The sequence below is a fragment of the Burkholderia guangdongensis genome, from assembly GCF_013403875.1.
GTDB classification, from domain to species: Bacteria; Pseudomonadota; Gammaproteobacteria; order Burkholderiales; family Burkholderiaceae; genus Burkholderia; species Burkholderia guangdongensis.
The window spans coordinates 31,398-49,871 of sequence record NZ_JACBNX010000002.1 but is presented as its reverse complement, the minus strand read 5'-3'; the positions used below and the strand labels follow the sequence as shown (position 1 = coordinate 49,871).

Here is an 18,474-nt window from a genome sequence, read left to right as displayed (position 1 = left end):
TCGATCGACTTTGGGATATCAGAGCATGCCCGCTGTCAGCAAATTGACCATTCAGGGATACAAGTCGATTCGCGACCTGCGCGATTTCGAGTTGACCAATCTCAACGTGCTGATCGGTGCAAACGGCGCCGGGAAATCCAATTTCATCGGCTTCTTTCGCATGCTTGCGGAAATGTATGACCAGCGCCTTCAGCTATATGTACAAAAGCAGGGAGGGCCGGATGCATTGCTGCATTTCTCGCGTAAAACGACTTCGTCACTTCATGCCGAACTCGTCTTCGACAAGTACCGTTATCGCTTCGATCTGGCGCCGACCAACGACAATCGGCTGATCTATGAAAACGAGCGAATCGGGCTCGGCAGCGATTTCCCTCTCAGCCCGGAAGAACTCCCTCCCCCGCTCGGCACGGGACACGCGGAATCGCGTATCAGGAACGCAAAAGACGCGCATTTTCAGACCGTCGGACGCGCGATCGAAAACTGGCGCGTCTACCATTTCCACGATACGGGCGAAACGGCCAAGGTCAAGCAGCCGCACAGCATCAACGACACCCTGCGACTCAAAGCGGATGGCGCGAACCTCGCCGCGTACCTCCGGATGTTGCATACGAAACATGAAGCGCAGTACCGCCTCATCGTCGACTCTGTCCGGCTCATCGCACCGTTTTTCGACGACTTCGTCCATCGCGACGACGACGCCCACGTCATCGAACTGGAGTGGACCGAAAAAGGCAATCCGGACACGCCGTTCAAAGCACACATGCTGTCGGACGGCACGCTACGCTTCATCTGCCTCTGTACGCTTCTGTTGCAGCCCTGGGCGCTGATGCCATCGACCATCCTGATCGACGAACCCGAACTCGGGCTGCATCCGTATGCGATCAACGTTCTCGCCGATCTGCTCAAGCGTACGTCGGAAAGAAGGCAGCTCATCGTGTCCACTCAGTCGGTCGAATTGCTGAATTGCTTCGAGCCATCGGACATCGTGGTCGTCGATCGGGAAGACAATGCGTCGGCTTTTCGGCGCCTCGATGCGGCTTCGCTCGAAAACTGGCTCGAAGAATACTCGCTCGGCGATCTCTGGGAGCGAAACGTGCTTGGCGGGAGACCTTCCTGATGGTCGAATTGATTGTCATCGGCGAAGGCCAGACCGAGGAAGCGTTCGTCAACAGGGTTCTGGCGGCAGCGCTCGCGCCGCGAGGCATCTACGTGACGCCGAGACTTGTCCGCACGTCGTCGGGCCAACGCGGCGGCGCACTCAATCTGGACAGGATCGGCCGCTTCATCGAACGGACGCTCAAGGAGCGTCAGGACACCTACCTGACGACGCTGTTCGATCTTTATGCGCTGGATAAAACCTTCCCGGGAGTCGTGGAAACGCAAGGTTTGCCACCCGCGGATCGCGCCGCGCGCATCGAGGATGCACTTCACGCGCACATCGCATTGACCGGTTGCAGAAGGGAACGATTCCTTCCCTATATTCAGCCTCACGAATTCGAATCGCTGTTGTTCTCCGACACAACCATGCTCTGCCAGATCGAACCGGAATGGGCTGTCCACGCGCCTGAGCTCGCCGAGGTTCGAGCCGGCGTCGCCGATCCCGAATGGATCAACGATTCGCCTCATACCGCCCCGTCGAAGCGACTCGCCATTCTGACGCCTCGTTATCGAAAAGTGCGGCACGGTCCGCTTGCCGCAGAAAAAATCGGACTGGATACAATTCGCGCCCAGTGTCCGCATTTCAGCCAATGGTTCGACCGGATTGCCGCTCTCGAACCGCTTTGATCCATTTTTGTCGCTTTTCTGCCTTTAAAGCCTGATGTCCACAGCCATGACCGATCACACGATGCGCCTCGCCGGCCTCGAGCCGTTCAACGTCACGTCCGGGACGCTCTTCATCAACGTCGGCGAGCGCACGAACGTCACCGGCTCGAAGGCGTTCGCGCGGATGATCCTCAACGGCCAGTTCGACGACGCGCTCGCGGTCGCACGCCAGCAGGTCGAGAACGGCGCGCAGGTGATCGACATCAACATGGACGAGGCGATGCTCGACTCCAAGGCGGCGATGGTGCGCTTCCTGAACCTGATCGCGTCGGAGCCGGACATCGCACGCGTGCCGATCATGATCGACTCGTCGAAGTGGGAAGTGATCGAGGCCGGCCTCAAGTGCGTGCAGGGCAAGGCGATCGTGAACTCGATCTCGCTGAAGGAAGGCGAGGACGCGTTCCGCCATCATGCGAAGCTGATCCGCCGCTACGGCGCGGCGGCCGTCGTGATGGCGTTCGACGAAACGGGCCAGGCCGATACGTTCGAGCGCAAGACCCAGATCTGCAGGCGCTCGTACGAGATTCTCGTCCGCGAATGCGACTTCCCGCCCGAGGACATCATCTTCGACCCGAACGTCTTCGCGGTCGCGACCGGCATCGAGGAGCACAACAACTACGCGGTCGACTTCATCGAGGCGACCCGCTGGATCAAGCAGCACCTGCCGTACGCGAAGATCAGCGGCGGCGTGTCGAACGTGTCGTTCTCGTTCCGCGGCAACGATCCGGTGCGCGAGGCGATCCATACCGTGTTCCTGTACCACGCGATCCAGGCCGGGATGGACATGGGGATCGTGAACGCGGGCCAGCTCGGCGTCTATGCGGATCTCGACGGCGAGCTGCGCGAGCGCGTCGAGGACGTGATCCTGAATCGCCGCGCCGATTCCACCGATCGCCTGCTCGAGATCGCCGACAAGTTCAAGACGGGCGCAGCGAAGAAGGAAGAGAACCTCGAGTGGCGCAACCAGCCGGTCGAGAAGCGCCTCGCGCACGCGCTCGTGCACGGGATCACGAACTTCATCGTCGAGGATACCGAGGAAACGCGGCAGAAGATCGACGCGGCCGGCGGGCGCCCGATCAACGTGATCGAAGGCCCGCTGATGGACGGGATGAACATCGTCGGCGACCTGTTCGGCCAGGGCAAGATGTTCCTGCCGCAGGTCGTGAAGTCCGCGCGCGTGATGAAGCAGGCGGTCGCGCATCTGGTGCCGTTCATCGAGGAAGAGAAGCGCCTGCTTGCCGAAGCGGGCGGCGACGTGCGCGCGAAGGGCAAGATCGTGATCGCGACCGTGAAGGGCGACGTGCACGACATCGGCAAGAACATCGTGTCGGTCGTGCTCCAGTGCAACAACTTCGAAGTCGTCAACATGGGGGTGATGGTCCCGTGCAACGAGATCCTCGCGAAGGCGAAGGAGGAAGGCGCGGACATCATCGGGCTGTCGGGCCTCATCACGCCGAGCCTCGAGGAAATGGCGTACGTCGCGTCCGAGATGCAGCGCGACGACTACTTCCGCGGCAAGCAGACGCCGCTGTTGATCGGCGGCGCGACGACCTCGCGCGTGCACACCGCGGTGAAGATCGCGCCGAACTACGACGGGCCGGTCGTCTACGTGCCGGACGCGTCGCGCTCGGTGTCGGTCGCGTCGAGCCTGTTGTCCGACGAAGGCGCGCAGAAGTACCTCGACGAGCTGAAGACCGAATACGAGCGCATCCGCGTGCAGCACGCGAACCGGAAGACGACGCCGCTCGTCACGCTCGAGCAGGCGCGCGCGAACAAGACGAAGCTCGACTGGGCGGGCTACGCGCCGGTGAAGCCGAAGTTCATCGGCCGCCGCGTGTTCAAGAACTACGACCTCGCCGAGCTCGCGCGCTTCATCGACTGGGGCCCGTTCTTCCAGACCTGGGATCTGGCCGGGCCGTACCCGGCGATCCTGCAGGACGAGGTCGTCGGCGAATCGGCGCGGCGCGTGTTCGCGGACGCGAAGGAGATGCTCGACAAGCTGATCCAGGGCCGCTGGCTCACCGCGAACGGCGTGATTGCGCTGTTGCCCGCGAACACCGTGAACGATGACGACATCGAGATCTACACCGACGAATCGCGCTCGGACGTGCTGCTCACGTGGCGCAACCTGCGCCAGCAGACGGTGCGGCCGGTCGTTGACGGCGTGATGCGGCCGAACCGCTCGCTCGCCGACTTCATCGCGCCGAAGGAATCGGGCGTGGCCGACTACATCGGCATGTTCGCGGTCACCGCGGGGATCGGCGTCGAAGCGAAGGAGAAGCTGTTCGAATCGTCACACGACGACTACAGCGCGATCACGCTGAAGGCGCTCGCGGACCGCTTCGCGGAAGCGCTCGCGGAAGCGATGCACGCGCGCGTGCGCCGCGAGTTCTGGGGCTACGCGAGCGGCGAGACGCTCGACAACGACGCGCTGATCGCCGAAAAGTACGTCGGCATCCGCCCGGCGCCGGGCTATCCGGCGTGCCCGGATCACCTCGTGAAACGCGACATGTTCGCGGCGCTGAACGCGGAGGAAGTCGGGATGAGCCTCACCGATTCGCTCGCGATGCTCCCGGCCGCTAGCGTGTCGGGCTTCTATGTCGCACACCCGGACAGCACGTACTTCTCGGTCGGGAAAATCGGGCAGGATCAGCTCGAAGACTACGCGCAACGGATGTCGCTGTCGCTCGAGGACGCGCGGCGCGCGCTCGCGCCTCAGCTTTGAGCGAGTGGCTAGGATTTAAATCGGATCGTCCGACTCATTGTTCGGCGCGACTTTAACCCCTCCGAGAGGGGGCAAATCATGGCTTAATGGGCTGCTTTTCACGCCCAAAGTGCCGATATTGGTGTTTGACGGTTGGATCAAGCATGTTGCGGCGTCTATCGTTGCCGCCGTGATGGTAGTGTCCCCTTCGTCGGTAATATCTTTGCCGCCGATGCTTTCGCAGTAGCGCTGATGCAACTCATTCAGATCGCTCGGTCGCGAGTGTGGAAAAATGGTAATCGTGCCGTCTGCGTTCTTTTGCGATGGGATTTGTTGATAGAGCTCAGCAATTGAAGCTGCATAACCCGTTGCCGCTATCATGAAAAGCAGCATGCCAACCGTTTTCCTGATCATTAGCGACCCATTGGTTCAAGAGCGGACAATCCCGACAAAAGGCACCCGTTGCGAAAATTCAACAGCCATCCGGTGGGCAGGCTACATTTAACCTAAACATATTGAAAGGTGGCGATCAGCTACTTTTGCATCAGATCAATTTGTGCCTGGACAACGAATTTCATCTGATTGACCCGCGCCCGATCCCTGGTATCAGCCGAAAGCCACGCATACTCGGGCAGCGTCAGCAGCGCAAGCGCGCCGCCCGGCGGCGGACGAAAAAAAACCCGCCTGGCAAGCGGGTTTTTTTGTCACACTCCGGCGCAGCCGGATCGCGTCGCGGGCGGCTCAGAACCCCCAGTGGACGTCGGCGTTCTGCGATTTCGCCTCGCGCAGCATCCCGAGGAACGGCGCGATGCGTTGAGCGAGGCTCGGCGGCACTTCGTGGTGCGGATGGTCCGGTTCGTTCTCGTGGAAATGGCCGGCGTGCTCGCTGCGCTCGTGATTCGCGCGCGCGACCGCGTCTTCCAGCTTCGCAATCGCACCGTCGAGTTCGTCGTACGCGATCACGCCGCGCTCGTCGAGCGACTTGCCGACGAGGCCCAGCACCAGCACCGCGAAATCCTTCAACACCTGGAGGTCCTGTGCCGCCCTGCTCTTGAATGTAATCATCGCAATTTCCCAATCATCTTGTTGTGCGCGCCCCGCGTTCACGCCGGGCACCTGGCCGCATATTAGCACCTGTTAAAATTCCGCGATCCCTGAAAAATGTGCGCCCCGACGGCGCGCCGGCGGGGCCGCGGTCGAGCCCCGCCACCAACGAAGCCTTCTACCAGCATGCTGCCAGCACACAAACTGACTCTCGAAACCCTGCTTGCCGATAGCGTCGAGCAGGTCGCCCACGCGCTGAAGGGCGACGCCGACGCGGCGTTCGTCGTGCCCGCGATCACGCTGGAGCGCCCGAAGGTCGCCGCGCACGGCGACGTCGCGTGCAACGTCGCGATGCAACTCGCCAAGCCGCTCGGCACGAACCCGCGCCAGCTCGCCGAGAAGATCGTCGCCGCGCTCATCGCGCAGCCGGGCGCGCAGGGCCTCGTCGACGCCGCCGAGATCGCCGGCCCCGGCTTCATCAACCTGCGCCTCGCGGCCGCCGCGAAGCAGGCGGTGATCGGCGCGGTGCTCGAGCAAGGCCGCGCGTTCGGCCAGTCCGAGCGCGAAAAGGGCAAGCACGTGCTGCTCGAATTCGTGTCCGCGAACCCGACCGGCCCGCTGCACGTTGGCCACGGCCGCCAGGCGGCGCTCGGCGACGCGCTCGCGAACGTGCTCGGCAGCCAGGGCTGCGCGGTGCACCGCGAGTTCTACTACAACGACGCCGGCGTGCAGATCGGCAACCTCGCGATCTCGACGCAGGCGCGCGCGCGCGGCCTGAAGCCGGGCGACGCGGGCTGGCCGGAAGCCGCGTACAACGGCGAATACATCGCCGACATCGCGCGCGACTACCTGAACGGCGAGACGGTCGCCGCGAAGGACGGCGAGCCGGTCAAGGGCACGGGCGACCCGGACGATCTCGACGCGATCCGCAAGTTCGCGGTCGCATACCTGCGCCACGAGCAGGACATGGACCTGCAGGCGTTCGGCGTGAAGTTCGACCAGTACTACCTCGAATCGTCGCTGTATACGGAAGGCCGGGTCGAGAAGACCGTCGACGCGCTGATCGCGGCCGGCATGACCTACGAGCAGGACGGCGCGCTGTGGCTGCGCACGACCGACGAAGGCGACGACAAGGACCGCGTGATGCGCAAGTCCGACGGCACGTACACGTACTTCGTGCCGGACGTCGCGTACCATGTGACGAAGTGGGAGCGCGGCTTCACGAAGGTGATCAACATCCAGGGCTCGGACCACCACGGCACGATCTCGCGCGTGCGCGCGGGCCTGCAGGGGCTGCACGTCGGGATTCCGAAGGGCTATCCGGACTACGTGCTGCACAAGATGGTCACCGTGATGCGCGACGGCCAGGAAGTGAAGATCTCGAAGCGCGCGGGCAGCTACGTGACGGTGCGCGACCTGATCGAATGGTCGGGCGGCGCCGCGCCGGGCTCGGAGAAATCGCCGGACCAGCTCGACGCGGCGACGATCACGCGCGGCCGCGACGCGGTGCGCTTCTTCCTGATCTCGCGGAAGGCGGACACCGAATTCGTGTTCGATATCGATCTCGCGCTGAAACAGAACGACGAAAACCCGGTCTATTACGTGCAGTACGCGCATGCGCGGATCTGCTCGGTGCTGAACGAGTGGAAGTCGCGCTACAGCGGCAATCTGTCGCAGCCGTCTCAGTTCTCGGGCGCCGACCTGTCCCAGCTCACGAGCAAGCAGGCGACCGCGCTGCTGCAGAAGCTCGCCGAGTACCCGGACATGCTCACGCACGCGGCGAACGAACTGGCGCCGCACGCGGTCGCGTTCTACCTGCGCGACCTCGCTGGCGAATTCCACTCGTTCTACAATGCGGAGCGCGTGCTGGTCGACGACGAGGCGCCGCGCACCGCGCGCATCGCGCTGCTCGCCGCGACCCGGCAGGTGCTCGAGAACGGTCTGGCGATGCTCGGCGTCTCCGCGCCCGAGAAGATGTAAGCCGTCCGCGCCGGGCGACGACCGGCCGGGCCGCGATAGGCCGGGCCGCGAGAAGCCGGACCACGGCAGGCCGCGGCCTGTTGCGGCCCGGCCGTTCCACGATTCTTTTTGCAGGTGACTCAAGCAATGGCACAACCACGCCGCAAGCCGCAACAGTCGAAACAAGCCGGGGGAACATTCATCGGGGTCGTGCTGGGCCTGATCGTCGGCCTGGCGATCGCCGTGGTCGTCGCGCTGTACATCACGCGCTCGCCGTCACCGTTCGTCGCGAAGGTCGCGCCGCCCGCCGACAACGGCGCGAGCCAGCCGCAGCAGATCGACCCGAACCGCGTGCTGCAGGGCAAGACGCCCGGCCAGCCGGTCCCGCAGACCGCGCAGACGCCGCCGAACACCGCGCCCGGCCAGGGCGCCACGTCCGGGTCCGGCATGCTGCCGGCGCCGCAGATCGTCGAGATGCCGCCGTCGGGCAACAACGCGGCGCCGTCCAGCAGCAACGACAGCGAAAACGGCAACGGTAATGACAGCGTCGTGCCGCCGCAACCGGCCGACGTGACGCCGCCGAAGAAGAAGTCGTCGCAAGCCGTCGCAAGCTCGAACGACATCGAGACCGAAACGGCGCGCCAGCCGCAGCCGCGTCCGCAGGCGCCCGCGAAGGCCGCGCAGACGCCGTCGCAGGCGCAGGCCGCCGCGCCGAAATCGCCGTCGCCGGCCGCGATTCTCGCGAACAACATGCCGCAGAAGGCGCCGTCCGCACCGAGCGCGTCCGACACGAACACCGGCTACTTCCTGCAGGTCGGCGCGTACAAGACCGAAACGGACGCCGAGCAGCAGCGCGCGCGCCTCGGCTTCCAGGGTTTCGAGTCGAAGGTGTCGAAGCGCGACGTGAGCGGCGTCACCTATTTCCGTGTGCGCGTGGGCCCGTTCTCGAAATTCGAGGACATGAACTCGGCACGCCAGCGGTTGTCCGACGCTGGTGTCGACACGGCGGTGATCCGCTTCACGAAGCAGTAAGCCCGGCCGCGCCCACGCAGATCCCGTTTCGTTACCCCAGCAACCGATCGACAGTCATAACATGAAAAAACTGCTTAGCACGCTTCTGCTGTCCCTGAGCCTCGCGGCTGGTTTCGCACAGGCATCGCCCGCCGCGCCGGTCGCGGGCAAGGATTACGAAGTGATGAAGTCGCCGCAGCCGACGTCCGCGCCGGCCGGCAAGGTCGAAGTGATCGAATTCTTCTGGTACGGCTGCCCGCACTGCAACGAGTTCGAGCCGACGCTCGAGGCGTGGGTGAAGAAGGACGCCGACAAGATCGACTTCAAGCGCATCCCGGTCGCGTTCCGCGACGATTTCGTGCCGCACTCGAAGCTCTACTACGCGGTGTCCGCGCTCGGCATCGCCGAGAAGGTCACGCCGGCGATCTTCAATGCGATCCACAAGCAGAAGAACTATCTGCTGACGCCGCAGGCGCAGGCCGACTTCCTCGCGACCCAGGGCGTCGACAAGAAGAAGTTCATGGACGCGTACAACTCGTTCAGCGTGCAGGGCGAAGTGAAGCAGGCGGCCGAGGCGATGAAGAACTATGGCGTCGACGGCGTGCCGACGCTCATCGTCGCGGGCAAGTACAAGACGGGCCCCGCGTATACGAACAGCCTCGAGGGCACCGCGCAGGTCCTCGACTATCTGGTGAAGCAGGTCCAGGACAAGAAGCTCTAAGCCCCCTGCCGTCCGATCCCGCGCCGGCATGACCGCCCCGCTGAAGGTCTTCATCACCGGCGCGTCGAGCGGCCTCGGCCTCGCGCTCGCCAGCGAGTACGCGCGCCAGGGCGCGACGCTCGGCCTCGTCGCGCGGCGCGGCGACACGCTCGCCGCGTTCGCGCAACACTTCCCGTCGCTGTCCATCTCGGTCTATCCGGTCGACGTGCGCGACGCCGACGCGCTCGCGCACGCGGCCGCCGCGTTCATCGCCGAGCACGGCTGCCCGGACGTCGTGATCGCGAACGCGGGCATCAGCCAGGGCGCGATCACCGGCCACGGCGATCTCGCCGCGTTCCGCAACGTGATGGACATCAATTACTTCGGGATGGTCGCGACGTTCGAGCCGTTCGTCGGCCCGATGACCGCCGCGAAGCGCGGCACGCTCGTCGGCATCGCGAGCGTCGCCGGCGTGCGCGGGCTGCCCGGCTCCGGCGCGTACAGCGCGTCGAAATCGGCCGCGATCAAGTATCTCGAAGCGCTGCGCGTCGAGATGCGGCCGCACCAGGTCGGCGTCGTGACGATCGCGCCCGGCTACATCCGCACGCCGATGACCGCGCACAATCCGTACCGGATGCCGTTCCTGCTCGACGCCGACCGCTTCGCCGCGCGCGCGGCCCGTGCGATCGCCGAGCGCCGCGCGTTCAGCGTGATCCCGTGGCAGATGGGCGTCGTCGCGAAGGTGCTGCACGTGATGCCGCGCTGGCTCTACGACCGGCTGTTCGAACGCGCGCCGCGCAAGCCGCGCGCGAAGGACTAGGGCCGGTTCACGCCAATAACCGGCTTGCGCTGGCCGCCGGAAGGCGCGCGCGCGATGCCGCCCGTTCTCGCGCCCGTTCTCGCGCCCGTTCTGGCGCCCGTTCCCGCGCCCGTTCCCGCACCCGTTCTGGCGCCGTTTTTCACGCGCGCCGCGCTTTGACGGTATGCTAGTCGTCCGCCGCGCCGCCGCCGGGCGGTGCCCGCATCCCGTCATCGAAAAACCAAAAGCCACGTGGGAGAACCTATGCGCATCAAGCCGTACGCCGCAGCCGCGCTGATCGCCGCCCTGCCGGCCTTCGTCGCCGCGAAACCGCTGACCGTCTGCACCGAATCGAGCCCCGACGGCTTCGACGTCGTTCAGTACAACTCGCTCGTCACGACCAACGCGTCGGCCGACGTGATCTTCAACACACTCGTGTCGTACGACGAAGCCGACAAGAAGGTCGTCCCCGCGCTCGCGGACAAGTGGGAAGCCAGCGCCGACGGCCTGATCTACACGTTCCACCTGCGCCCGAACGTTGCGTTCCAGACCACCGACTACTTCAAGCCGACCCGGCCGCTCAATGCCGACGACGTCGTGTTCACGTTCACGCGGATGATCGACGACTCGAATCCGTGGCACAAGGTCGCCGGCCCGAGCGGCTTCCCGCATGCGCAGTCGATGGGCCTCGCGAAGCTCGTGAAATCGATCGTGAAGGTCGACGACAGCACGGTGAAGTTCGTGCTGAACGAGCCGAACGCGACGTTCGTGCCGATCCTGACGATGGGCTTCGCGTCGATCTACTCGGCCGAGTACGCGGACCAGCTTCAGAAGGCCGGCAAGCAGGCCGACCTGAACGCGAAGCCGGTCGGCACCGGCCCGTTCGTGCTGCGGAGCTACACGAAGGACGCGCTGATCCGTTACGACGCGAACCCGACCTACTGGGGGCCGAAGCCGAAAGTCGACCGGCTGATCTACGCGATCACGCCCGATCCGTCGGTGCGCGCGCAGAAGCTGAAGGCCGGCGAGTGCCAGATCGCGCTGTCGCCGAAGCCGCAGGACGTGCTCGCCGCGAAGACGGACGGCGCGCTGAAGGTCGTGCAGACGCCCGCGTTCATGACCGCGTTCGTCGCGCTGAACACGCAGAAGAAGCCGCTCGACAACGAGAAGGTGCGCCAGGCGCTGAATCTCGCGTTCGACCGCGCGACCTATCTGAAGGTCGTGTTCGACAACACCGCGACGCCGGCGAACAACCCGTATCCGCCGAACACGTGGAGTTACGCGAAGAGCGTCGCGCCCTATCCGTACGATCCCGCGAAGGCGAAGCAGCTCCTCGCGGCGGCGGGCTTCCCGAACGGCTTCTCGACGACGATCTGGGTGCGTCCGGCCGGCAGCGTGCTGAACCCGAACCCGAAAGCGGGCGCGGAGCTGCTGCAGGCCGACCTCGCGAAGATCGGCGTGAAGGCGGACGTGCGGGTGATCGAATGGGGCGAGCTGATCAAGCAGGCGAAGCAAGGGCAGCACGACCTGCTGTTCATGGGCTGGGCCGGCGACAACGGCGATCCGGACAACTACCTGACGCCGCAGTTCAGCTGCAACGCGGTGAAGTCGGGGATCAACTTCGCGCGGTTCTGCGATCCGCAACTCGACAAACTGATCTCGGACGGCAAGGAGACCGCCGATCAGGCGAAGCGCGCGAAGGACTATGAAGCCGCGCAGAAGATCATCCACGACCAGGCGCTGTGGATTCCGCTCGGCTATCCGACCGCGGCCGCGCTCACGCGCGCGAACGTGAGCGGCTACCGCGTGAGCCCGTTCGGACGGCAGAATTTCACGGCGGTGTCGGTGCAGTAAGCCCGCCCGCGCCAAGGCGATCGGGCTTGCCGCCCGATCGTTCCGCTACCTTCCGCTACCTTCCGCTACCTTCCGCTACCTTCCGCTACCGGGAGAAACGCAGCACGCCGTCGTCGCCTTGCGTGCGCTTCAGCTCGCCCGCGAGCCACAGCAGGTTCAGGTGCGCGATCGCCTCGCCGAGCGCGAACGTGATCTGGTGCGTGTCGAGCGTGCGACCCGGGAACATGATCGGCACGATGTCGGCCCCGCTCATCGGCTTCGCGCCGCAGGCCTCGCGCACCTCGGCGAGCCGCGCGTCGTGGTGCGCGCGCAGCTGCGCGACGCGCGTGTGCAGCCCGCGGAACGGCTTGCCGTGCGACGGCAGCACGAGCGTGTCGCCCGCCATCGCCTCGTAGCGGCCGAGCGACTGCAGATACAGCGCGAGCGGATTCGCCTCCGGCTCGAGGTCGAACACCGACACGTTCGTCGAGATTCGCGGCAGCACCATGTCGCCGGAGATCAGCACGCCGTCGGCTTCGCTGTGCAACGCGCAATGTTCAGGCGAATGGCCGAAGCCCGTCACGACGCGCCACGTGCGCGCGCCGATCGTCACCGCGTCGCCTTCGCGCAGCCGCCGATAGCGCGGCGGCACCGCGGGCACGAGATTCGAGTAGTAGCTGGTGCGGTTGCGGAGCTTGTCGAGCGCGGCCGGATCGGCGAGCCCGTGCCGCGCGAAGTGCTCGGCCGCGCCCGGCCCGCCCGCGTTCGAGCCGTTGCCCGACGCGAGCAGGCAGCCGAACGCGTATTCGCCGAGCGTCATCCACAGCCGCACGTCCCAGCGCTTCCGGTCGCCGCCGCCGCAGAGCCAGTCCGCGAGCCCGAAGTGATCCGGGTGGCAGTGCGTGACGATCACGCGCAGCACCGGCAGCCCGTCGAGCTGCGTATCGAAGATCCGCTCCCAGTGCGCGCGGATCGTGTCGGACGAGATGCCGCAGTCGACGATCGTCCAGCCGGGTTGCCCGTCGATCTCGTCGCGCAGCAGCCAGAGGTTGATGTGGTCGAGCGCGAACGGCAGCGGCATGCGCAGCCAGCGCACGCCGGGCGCGACCTCGAACGTTTCGCCTTCGGGCGGCAGCGTGTTCGAGAACGGATAGTCGAGTTGGTGTTCCAGAGCGTTCATCGGTGGGGTGTCTCGTCGTGTCGTGTCGTGTCGTGTGTCCGTCCGGCGCGGCTAACCGCCCGCCGCGCGCCGGCCGCATCCGGTCGATTCTAGCGCCCAACGCCGATCGGCGTCGGCCGGCCCGGTCGCGCATCAAAATAAATTCGCGCCACAATAATCCCCGTACGCGCATCTTTGCGAGAAGATGCACGAAACGTCGACGAACGCCGCGCAACGTGCCACGCCCGGCGCCGGCGCGCGGCGCGGACCGGATGCCATCGGTGCGCCGCGCGAGCGCTAAAATGGCGGTGCTTCCAGCCCCCGTGAGCATGCCCGTTCATGAATCACTTTCCCAAACTGCTGTCGTCGCAGATCGGTTTCGACGTCGCGCAGACGATGCTCGAGAACTTCGACCGCCACTACCGGATCTTCCGCGAAGCGGCCGTCGAAGCGAAGACGCTGTTCGAGCGCGGCGACTGGCATGGGCTGCAGCGGCTCGCGCGCGACCGGATCACGTCGTATGACGATCGCGTCTCGGAATGCGTCGAGCTGCTGGAAGACGAATACGACGCGGAGAACATCGACGACGAGGTCTGGCAGCAGATCAAGCTGCACTACATCGGCCTGCTGACCTCGCACCGCCAGCCCGAGTGCGCGGAGACGTTCTTCAATTCGGTCTGCTGCAAGATCCTGCACCGCTCGTACTTCAACAACGATTTCATCTTCGTGCGGCCGGCGATCGCGACCGAGTATCTCGAGAACGACGAGCCCGCCGGCAAGCCGACCTATCGTGCGTACTACCCGGGCACCGACGGGCTCGCGGTCACGCTCGAGCGCATCGTCACGAACTTCCAGCTCAATCCGCCGTTCGAGGATCTCGCGCGCGACACCGCGTGCGTGATGCAGTCGATCCACGACACGTACGGCAAGTTCGACGAAGCGGTGAATTTCCAGATCCACGTGCTGTCGTCGCTGTTCTTTCGCAACAAGACCGCGTACATCGTCGGGCGCATCATCAACGGCGAGCGCGTCGTGCCGTTCGCGATGCCGATCCGCCATACGCGAGCCGGCGTGCTCGCGCTCGACACCGTGCTGTTGAGCCGCCAGCAGCTGCAGATCATCTTCAGCTTCTCGCATTCGTACTTCCTCGTCGACATGAACGTGCCGTCCGCGTACGTCGAGTTCCTGTGCTCGATCATGCCGGGCAAGCCGAAGGCCGAGATCTACACGTCGGTCGGACTGCAGAAGCAGGGCAAGAACCTGTTCTACCGCGACCTGCTCCATCACCTGTCGCATTCGAGCGACCGCTTCGTCATCGCGCCCGGCATCAAGGGGCTCGTGATGCTCGTGTTCACGCTGCCGTCGTTCCCGTACGTGTTCAAGATCATCAGGGATCACTTCCCGCCGCCGAAGGACACGACGCGCAAGCAGATCATGGAGAAGTATCAGCTCGTGAAGCGCCATGACCGGCTCGGCCGGATGGCCGACACGCTCGAATACTCGAGCGTCGCGCTGCCGCTCGCGCGGCTCGATCACGCGCTCGTGCGCGAGCTCGAGAAGGAAGTGCCGTCGCTGCTCGAATACGAGGGAGACGATCTCGTGATCCGGCATCTGTACATCGAGCGGCGGATGATCCCGCTGAATCTGTATCTGCAGAACGGCACCGACGACGAGGTCGAGCACGGCGTGAAGGAGTACGGCAACGCGGTGAAGGAGCTGATGAAGGCGAACATCTTCCCCGGCGACATGCTGTACAAGAACTTCGGCGTCACGCGGCACGGGCGCGTCGTGTTCTACGACTATGATGAAATCGAGTATCTGACCGACTGCAACATCCGCCGCGTGCCGCCGCCGCGCAACGAGGAAGACGAGCTGTCCGGCGAGCCGTGGTATACGGTCGGCGCGCACGACGTATTCCCCGAGACGTTCGGCCCGTTCCTGCTCGGCGACCCGCGCGTGCGCCGGTATTTCCTCGCGCATCACGCGGACTTCTTCGAGCCCGAGCTGTGGCAAGACAGCAAGGACTCGCTGCTGCGCGGCGAGCTGCCCGACTTCTATGCGTACGATCAGGCGCTGCGCTTCGCGGTGCGCTATCCCGCGCGCTTCGCGACGCCAGGCGCCGGCAACAGCATCGGCAACGACACCCGCAGCGGCGCCGACGATGCCGGCGCCGCACAGCGCGCCGCCTGAGCCCGCCCTTTTATCGACCGGTTTTATCGACCGCTTTTTTCGCCCCGGAATCCACCGCGATGAACACCCAAGACCACCCGCTCTCCCATCTGTTCGCCAACAACGACGCCTGGGTCCAGCGCATGCTCGCCGACGATCCGCAGTACTTCTCGCGCCTCGCCGACCAGCAGGCGCCCGAGTATCTGTGGATCGGCTGTTCCGATTCGCGCGTACCGGCGAACCAGATCATCGGCCTGCCGCCGGGCGAAGTGTTCGTTCACCGGAACATCGCGAACGTCGTCGTCCATACCGACCTGAACTGCCTGTCGGTGATCCAGTTCGCGGTCGACCTGCTGCGCGTGAAGCACATCATGGTCGTCGGCCACTACGGCTGCTCGGGCGTGAACGCGGCGCTGCACAGCCGCCGCGTCGGCCTCGCGGACAACTGGCTGCATCACGTGCAGGACGTGCGCGAACGGCACGCGGCGCTGCTCGACGAATGGCCGGTCGGCGAGGCGCGCTACCGCCGCCTGATCGAGCTGAACGCGATCGAGCAGGTCGTCAACGTGTGCCGCTCGACGATCGTCAACGACGCGTGGGCGCGCGGCCAGCCGCTGACCGTGCACGGGCTCGTGTACGGCGTGCACGACGGCCGGATGCGCAACCTCGGGATGGCGGTGTCGAGCCCCGAAGCGCTCGACTCGACTTATAAACGCTGCGTGACCGCGCTGACCGTGCACGGCCGGCATTCGCCCGATAACGACGTGATCGAGGCCGATGCCGCGCAGTTGACCGACGTCGCCCAAAAGGTGGCGGATACCCTGAAGGAGACGAAACATGGCTGTTGAACACGATTCCATCGTCATCGCGTCCGCGGCGCGCACGCCGATCGCGGGCTTTCAGGGCGACTTCGCGTCGCTCACCGCGCCGCAGCTCGGCAGCGCCGCGATCGCCGCGGCGCTCGCGCGCGCGGGCCTGAGCCCGGAGCAGATCGACGAAGCCGTGATCGGCTGCGTGCTGCCCGCCGGCCAGGGCCAGGCGCCCGCGCGGCAGGCCGCGCTCGGCGCGGGGCTGCCGCTCGGCACGGGCTGCACGACGATCAACAAGATGTGCGGCTCCGGGATGCGCGCGGCGATGTTCGCGCACGACATGCTCGTCGCGGGCTCGGCCGACGTGATCGTCGCGGGCGGGATGGAGAGCATGACGAACGCGCCGTACCTGCTGCCGAAGGCGCGCGGCGGGATGCGGATGGGCCACGGCCAGGTGCTCGACCATATGTTCCTCGACGGCCTCGAGGATGCGTACGAGCGGGGCCGCCTGATGGGCACGTTCGCCGAGGAATGCGCGGGCGAATACGCGTTCACGCGCGAGGCTCAGGACGCGTTCGCGATCGAATCGCTCGCGCGCGCGAAGCGCGCGAACGAGGACGGCTCGTTCGACTGGGAAATCGCGCCGGTGACCGTCGCCGGCAAGAAGGGCGATACCGTCGTGTCGCGCGACGAGCAGCCGTTCAAGGCCGATCCGTCGAAGATTCCGACGCTCAGGCCCGCGTTCAGCAAGACCGGCACAGTGACCGCCGCGAATTCGTCGTCGATCTCCGACGGCGCGGCCGCGCTCGTGATGATGCGCGCGTCGACCGCCGAGAAGCTCGGCGCGACGCCGATCGCGCGCGTGGTCGGGCATTCGACGTTCGCGCAGCAGCCGTCGAAGTTCACGACCGCGCCGGTCGGCGCGATCTCGCGGCTGTTCGCCAGGAACGGCTGGCGCGCGTCCGACGTCGATCTATACGAGATCAACGAGGCGTTCGCGGTCGTCACGATGGCCGCGATGAAGGATCACGACCTGCCGCACGGCAAGGTCAACGTGAACGGCGGCGCGTGCGCGCTCGGCCATCCGATCGGCGCGTCCGGCGCGCGGATCCTCGTCACGCTGATCGGCGCGCTGCGCGCGCGCGGCGGCAAACGCGGCGTCGCGAGCCTGTGCATCGGCGGCGGCGAGGCGACCGCGATGGGCATCGAACTGATCTGAACGCCCGCGGGCGCGAGGGAGGCTGACATGAAAACCGTACTGATCGTCGGCGCGTCGCGCGGCCTCGGCCGCGAATTCGTCCGGCAATACCGGCGCGACGGATGGAACGTGATCGCCACCGCGCGCGACGAAGCATCGCTCGCCGCGCTCCGCGCGCTCGGCGCGCTCGCGCATGCGCTCGACATCACGCAGCCCGCGCAGATCGCGGCGTTCGGCGCGACGCTCGACGGCGAGCGGCTCGATGCGGCCGTCGTCGTGTCGGGCGTCTACGGGCCGCGCACCGACGGCGTCGACGCGATCACCGCCGATGACTTCGACGCGGTGATGCACACGAACGTGCGCGGGCCGATGCAGTTGCTGCCGGTCGTGCTGCCGCTCGTCGAGGACGCGCGCGGCGTGCTCGCGGTCGTGTCGAGCCGGATGGGCAGCATTTCGGAGGCGACCGGCACGACCGGCTGGCTCTATCGCGCGAGCAAGGCGGCGCTCAACGACGTGCTGCGGATCGCGTCGCTGCAGACCCGCCATGCGGCGTGCATCTCGCTGCATCCGGGCTGGGTGCGCACCGACATGGGCGGCGCGCAAGCGGCGATCGATCCCGAAACGAGCGTGACCGGGATGCGCCGCGTGATCGCCGAGGCCGCCGCGGACATCACGCAGGCGAACGGCCGGTTCTTTCAATACGATGGCGTCGAGCTGAGCTGGTGAGCGCCCACTTTCTTTCCTTCCGATGACGGCTTCCCGACCCGATACATGCCCGTGCGGCGGCGCATCGCCGCAGGCGGGCGCCGCCGCGCGCGCGCCGCGTTATGCCGCGTGCTGCGGCCGCTTCATCGACGGCGACGCGTTCGCGCCGACCGCGCTCGAGCTGATGCGCTCGCGTTACAGCGCGTACGTGCTCGGCGCGAACGACTATCTGCGCGCGACGTGGGACCCGCGCACGTGCCCCGCCGATCTCGACGCCGATCCGGATGCGGCCGATGCGCCGAAGTGGATCGGGCTCGCGGTGAAGCGGCATCAGCAGATCGACGAGCGGCATGCGGTCGTCGAGTTCGTCGCGAGGTACAAGATCGGCGGACGCGCGTATCGGCTGCATGAGGTCAGCCGGTTCGAGAAGGGAACGGACGACCGGTGGCGATACGTCGACGGAGAAGTGACGGAGCGGTGAGGAATTGCGTCAACGCAACGCGCCGAATATCGATCCACTATGCCGATTCCCGCATCGCAAAATCGAACGCGAACCCATC

16 protein-coding genes are annotated in these 18,474 nt (G+C 65.8%); 13 read left to right on the top strand and 3 right to left on the bottom strand.

Features of this window, described 5'->3' with window-relative positions; translation table 11 throughout:
• The first annotated feature begins 25 nt into the window (after positions 1-25).
• The 3 genes from HZI36_RS02760 to metH are packed head-to-tail and all read left to right on the top strand — an operon-like array spanning position 26 to position 4,549.
• Complete coding sequence (locus HZI36_RS02760; RefSeq protein WP_179401105.1) at positions 26-1,117, top strand: AAA family ATPase; 1,092 nt, start codon at positions 26-28, stop codon at positions 1,115-1,117.
• Positions 1,117-1,785: a DUF4276 family protein gene (locus tag HZI36_RS02755; RefSeq protein WP_179401104.1), complete on the top strand. Its 669-nt coding sequence runs from the start codon at positions 1,117-1,119 to the stop codon at positions 1,783-1,785. The genes HZI36_RS02760 and HZI36_RS02755 overlap by 1 nt, the downstream gene beginning before the upstream one ends.
• 46 nt (positions 1,786-1,831) lie before the next feature.
• Complete coding sequence (gene metH / locus HZI36_RS02750) at positions 1,832-4,549, top strand: methionine synthase (RefSeq protein ID WP_179401103.1); 2,718 nt, start codon at positions 1,832-1,834, stop codon at positions 4,547-4,549.
• A gap of 15 nt (positions 4,550-4,564) precedes the next feature.
• On the opposite strand, the gene HZI36_RS02745 is transcribed toward metH, so the two are convergent.
• Together HZI36_RS02745 and HZI36_RS02740 are read right to left on the bottom strand one after the other, a co-directional pair.
• Entirely contained in the window at positions 4,565-4,921 is a 357-nt protein-coding gene (locus tag HZI36_RS02745) for a hypothetical protein (RefSeq protein WP_179401102.1), read from the bottom strand.
• Between the two features lie 348 nt (positions 4,922-5,269).
• The gene (locus tag HZI36_RS02740) at positions 5,270-5,593 is read right to left on the bottom strand and encodes a DUF1840 domain-containing protein (protein ID WP_179401101.1); all 324 of its coding nucleotides are present in this window, start codon (positions 5,591-5,593) and stop codon (positions 5,270-5,272) included.
• 165 nt (positions 5,594-5,758) lie between these two features.
• Between HZI36_RS02740 and argS the strand changes: the two genes are divergently transcribed.
• The 5 genes from argS to HZI36_RS02715 all read left to right on the top strand — a co-directional run bounded on the left by argS (position 5,759) and on the right by HZI36_RS02715 (position 11,895).
• Positions 5,759-7,552, top strand: coding sequence for an arginine--tRNA ligase (gene argS, locus HZI36_RS02735; protein WP_179401100.1), 1,794 nt, complete (start codon positions 5,759-5,761; stop codon positions 7,550-7,552).
• 126 nt (positions 7,553-7,678) lie between these two features.
• The gene (locus HZI36_RS02730; RefSeq protein WP_179401099.1) at positions 7,679-8,563 is read left to right on the top strand and encodes an SPOR domain-containing protein; all 885 of its coding nucleotides are present in this window, start codon (positions 7,679-7,681) and stop codon (positions 8,561-8,563) included.
• A gap of 61 nt (positions 8,564-8,624) precedes the next feature.
• Entirely contained in the window at positions 8,625-9,263 is a 639-nt protein-coding gene (locus HZI36_RS02725) for a thiol:disulfide interchange protein DsbA/DsbL (protein WP_179401098.1), read from the top strand.
• Between the two features lie 28 nt (positions 9,264-9,291).
• On the top strand, positions 9,292-10,062 hold the full coding sequence (locus tag HZI36_RS02720; protein ID WP_179401097.1) for an SDR family oxidoreductase: 771 nt from the start codon (positions 9,292-9,294) through the stop codon (positions 10,060-10,062).
• Between the two features lie 243 nt (positions 10,063-10,305).
• Positions 10,306-11,895: an ABC transporter substrate-binding protein gene (locus HZI36_RS02715; RefSeq protein ID WP_179401096.1), complete on the top strand. Its 1,590-nt coding sequence runs from the start codon at positions 10,306-10,308 to the stop codon at positions 11,893-11,895.
• 85 nt (positions 11,896-11,980) lie between these two features.
• Here HZI36_RS02715 and HZI36_RS02710 read toward each other — a convergent pair whose 3' ends face one another.
• Positions 11,981-13,054, bottom strand: coding sequence for an MBL fold metallo-hydrolase (locus HZI36_RS02710; RefSeq protein ID WP_179401095.1), 1,074 nt, complete (start codon positions 13,052-13,054; stop codon positions 11,981-11,983).
• Between the two features lie 318 nt (positions 13,055-13,372).
• On the opposite strand from HZI36_RS02710, the gene aceK reads away from it, so the two are divergent.
• Genes aceK through HZI36_RS02685 form a run of 5 tightly spaced genes read left to right on the top strand, consistent with a single transcriptional unit; the run spans position 13,373 to position 18,395 of the window.
• Complete coding sequence (aceK, locus tag HZI36_RS02705) at positions 13,373-15,223, top strand: bifunctional isocitrate dehydrogenase kinase/phosphatase (RefSeq protein WP_179401094.1); 1,851 nt, start codon at positions 13,373-13,375, stop codon at positions 15,221-15,223.
• A gap of 59 nt (positions 15,224-15,282) precedes the next feature.
• A complete protein-coding gene (gene can, locus HZI36_RS02700) occupies positions 15,283-16,050 on the top strand; it encodes a carbonate dehydratase (protein WP_179401093.1) in 768 nt (255 codons plus the stop codon).
• Positions 16,040-17,230 carry an acetyl-CoA C-acetyltransferase gene (locus HZI36_RS02695; RefSeq protein WP_179401092.1) on the top strand — a complete coding sequence of 397 codons (1,191 nt, stop codon included), beginning with the start codon at positions 16,040-16,042 and terminating at the stop codon, positions 17,228-17,230. The genes can and HZI36_RS02695 overlap by 11 nt, the downstream gene beginning before the upstream one ends.
• Positions 17,231-17,257: 27 nt before the next feature.
• On the top strand, positions 17,258-17,935 hold the full coding sequence (locus HZI36_RS02690; protein WP_179401091.1) for an SDR family oxidoreductase: 678 nt from the start codon (positions 17,258-17,260) through the stop codon (positions 17,933-17,935).
• Positions 17,936-17,957: 22 nt separating this feature from the next.
• Positions 17,958-18,395: a YchJ family metal-binding protein gene (locus HZI36_RS02685; protein ID WP_179401090.1), complete on the top strand. Its 438-nt coding sequence runs from the start codon at positions 17,958-17,960 to the stop codon at positions 18,393-18,395.
• Positions 18,396-18,474 lie beyond the last annotated feature (79 nt).

What these genes read in the sequence shown, in the direction of transcription:
- HZI36_RS02760 (WP_179401105.1), top strand. Translation starts at nt 26, where the DNA reads ATGCCCGCTGTCAGCAAATTGACCATTCAGGGATACAAGTCGATTCGC.
- HZI36_RS02755 (WP_179401104.1), top strand. Translation starts at nt 1,117, where the DNA reads ATGGTCGAATTGATTGTCATCGGCGAAGGCCAGACCGAGGAAGCGTTC.
- metH (WP_179401103.1), top strand. Translation starts at nt 1,832, where the DNA reads ATGACCGATCACACGATGCGCCTCGCCGGCCTCGAGCCGTTCAACGTC.
- HZI36_RS02745 (WP_179401102.1), bottom strand. Translation starts at nt 4,921, where the DNA reads ATGCTGCTTTTCATGATAGCGGCAACGGGTTATGCAGCTTCAATTGCT.
- HZI36_RS02740 (WP_179401101.1), bottom strand. Translation starts at nt 5,593, where the DNA reads ATGATTACATTCAAGAGCAGGGCGGCACAGGACCTCCAGGTGTTGAAG.
- argS (WP_179401100.1), top strand. Translation starts at nt 5,759, where the DNA reads ATGCTGCCAGCACACAAACTGACTCTCGAAACCCTGCTTGCCGATAGC.
- HZI36_RS02730 (WP_179401099.1), top strand. Translation starts at nt 7,679, where the DNA reads ATGGCACAACCACGCCGCAAGCCGCAACAGTCGAAACAAGCCGGGGGA.
- HZI36_RS02725 (WP_179401098.1), top strand. Translation starts at nt 8,625, where the DNA reads ATGAAAAAACTGCTTAGCACGCTTCTGCTGTCCCTGAGCCTCGCGGCT.
- HZI36_RS02720 (WP_179401097.1), top strand. Translation starts at nt 9,292, where the DNA reads ATGACCGCCCCGCTGAAGGTCTTCATCACCGGCGCGTCGAGCGGCCTC.
- HZI36_RS02715 (WP_179401096.1), top strand. Translation starts at nt 10,306, where the DNA reads ATGCGCATCAAGCCGTACGCCGCAGCCGCGCTGATCGCCGCCCTGCCG.
- HZI36_RS02710 (WP_179401095.1), bottom strand. Translation starts at nt 13,054, where the DNA reads ATGAACGCTCTGGAACACCAACTCGACTATCCGTTCTCGAACACGCTG.
- aceK (WP_179401094.1), top strand. Translation starts at nt 13,373, where the DNA reads ATGAATCACTTTCCCAAACTGCTGTCGTCGCAGATCGGTTTCGACGTC.
- can (WP_179401093.1), top strand. Translation starts at nt 15,283, where the DNA reads ATGAACACCCAAGACCACCCGCTCTCCCATCTGTTCGCCAACAACGAC.
- HZI36_RS02695 (WP_179401092.1), top strand. Translation starts at nt 16,040, where the DNA reads ATGGCTGTTGAACACGATTCCATCGTCATCGCGTCCGCGGCGCGCACG.
- HZI36_RS02690 (WP_179401091.1), top strand. Translation starts at nt 17,258, where the DNA reads ATGAAAACCGTACTGATCGTCGGCGCGTCGCGCGGCCTCGGCCGCGAA.
- HZI36_RS02685 (WP_179401090.1), top strand. Translation starts at nt 17,958, where the DNA reads ATGACGGCTTCCCGACCCGATACATGCCCGTGCGGCGGCGCATCGCCG.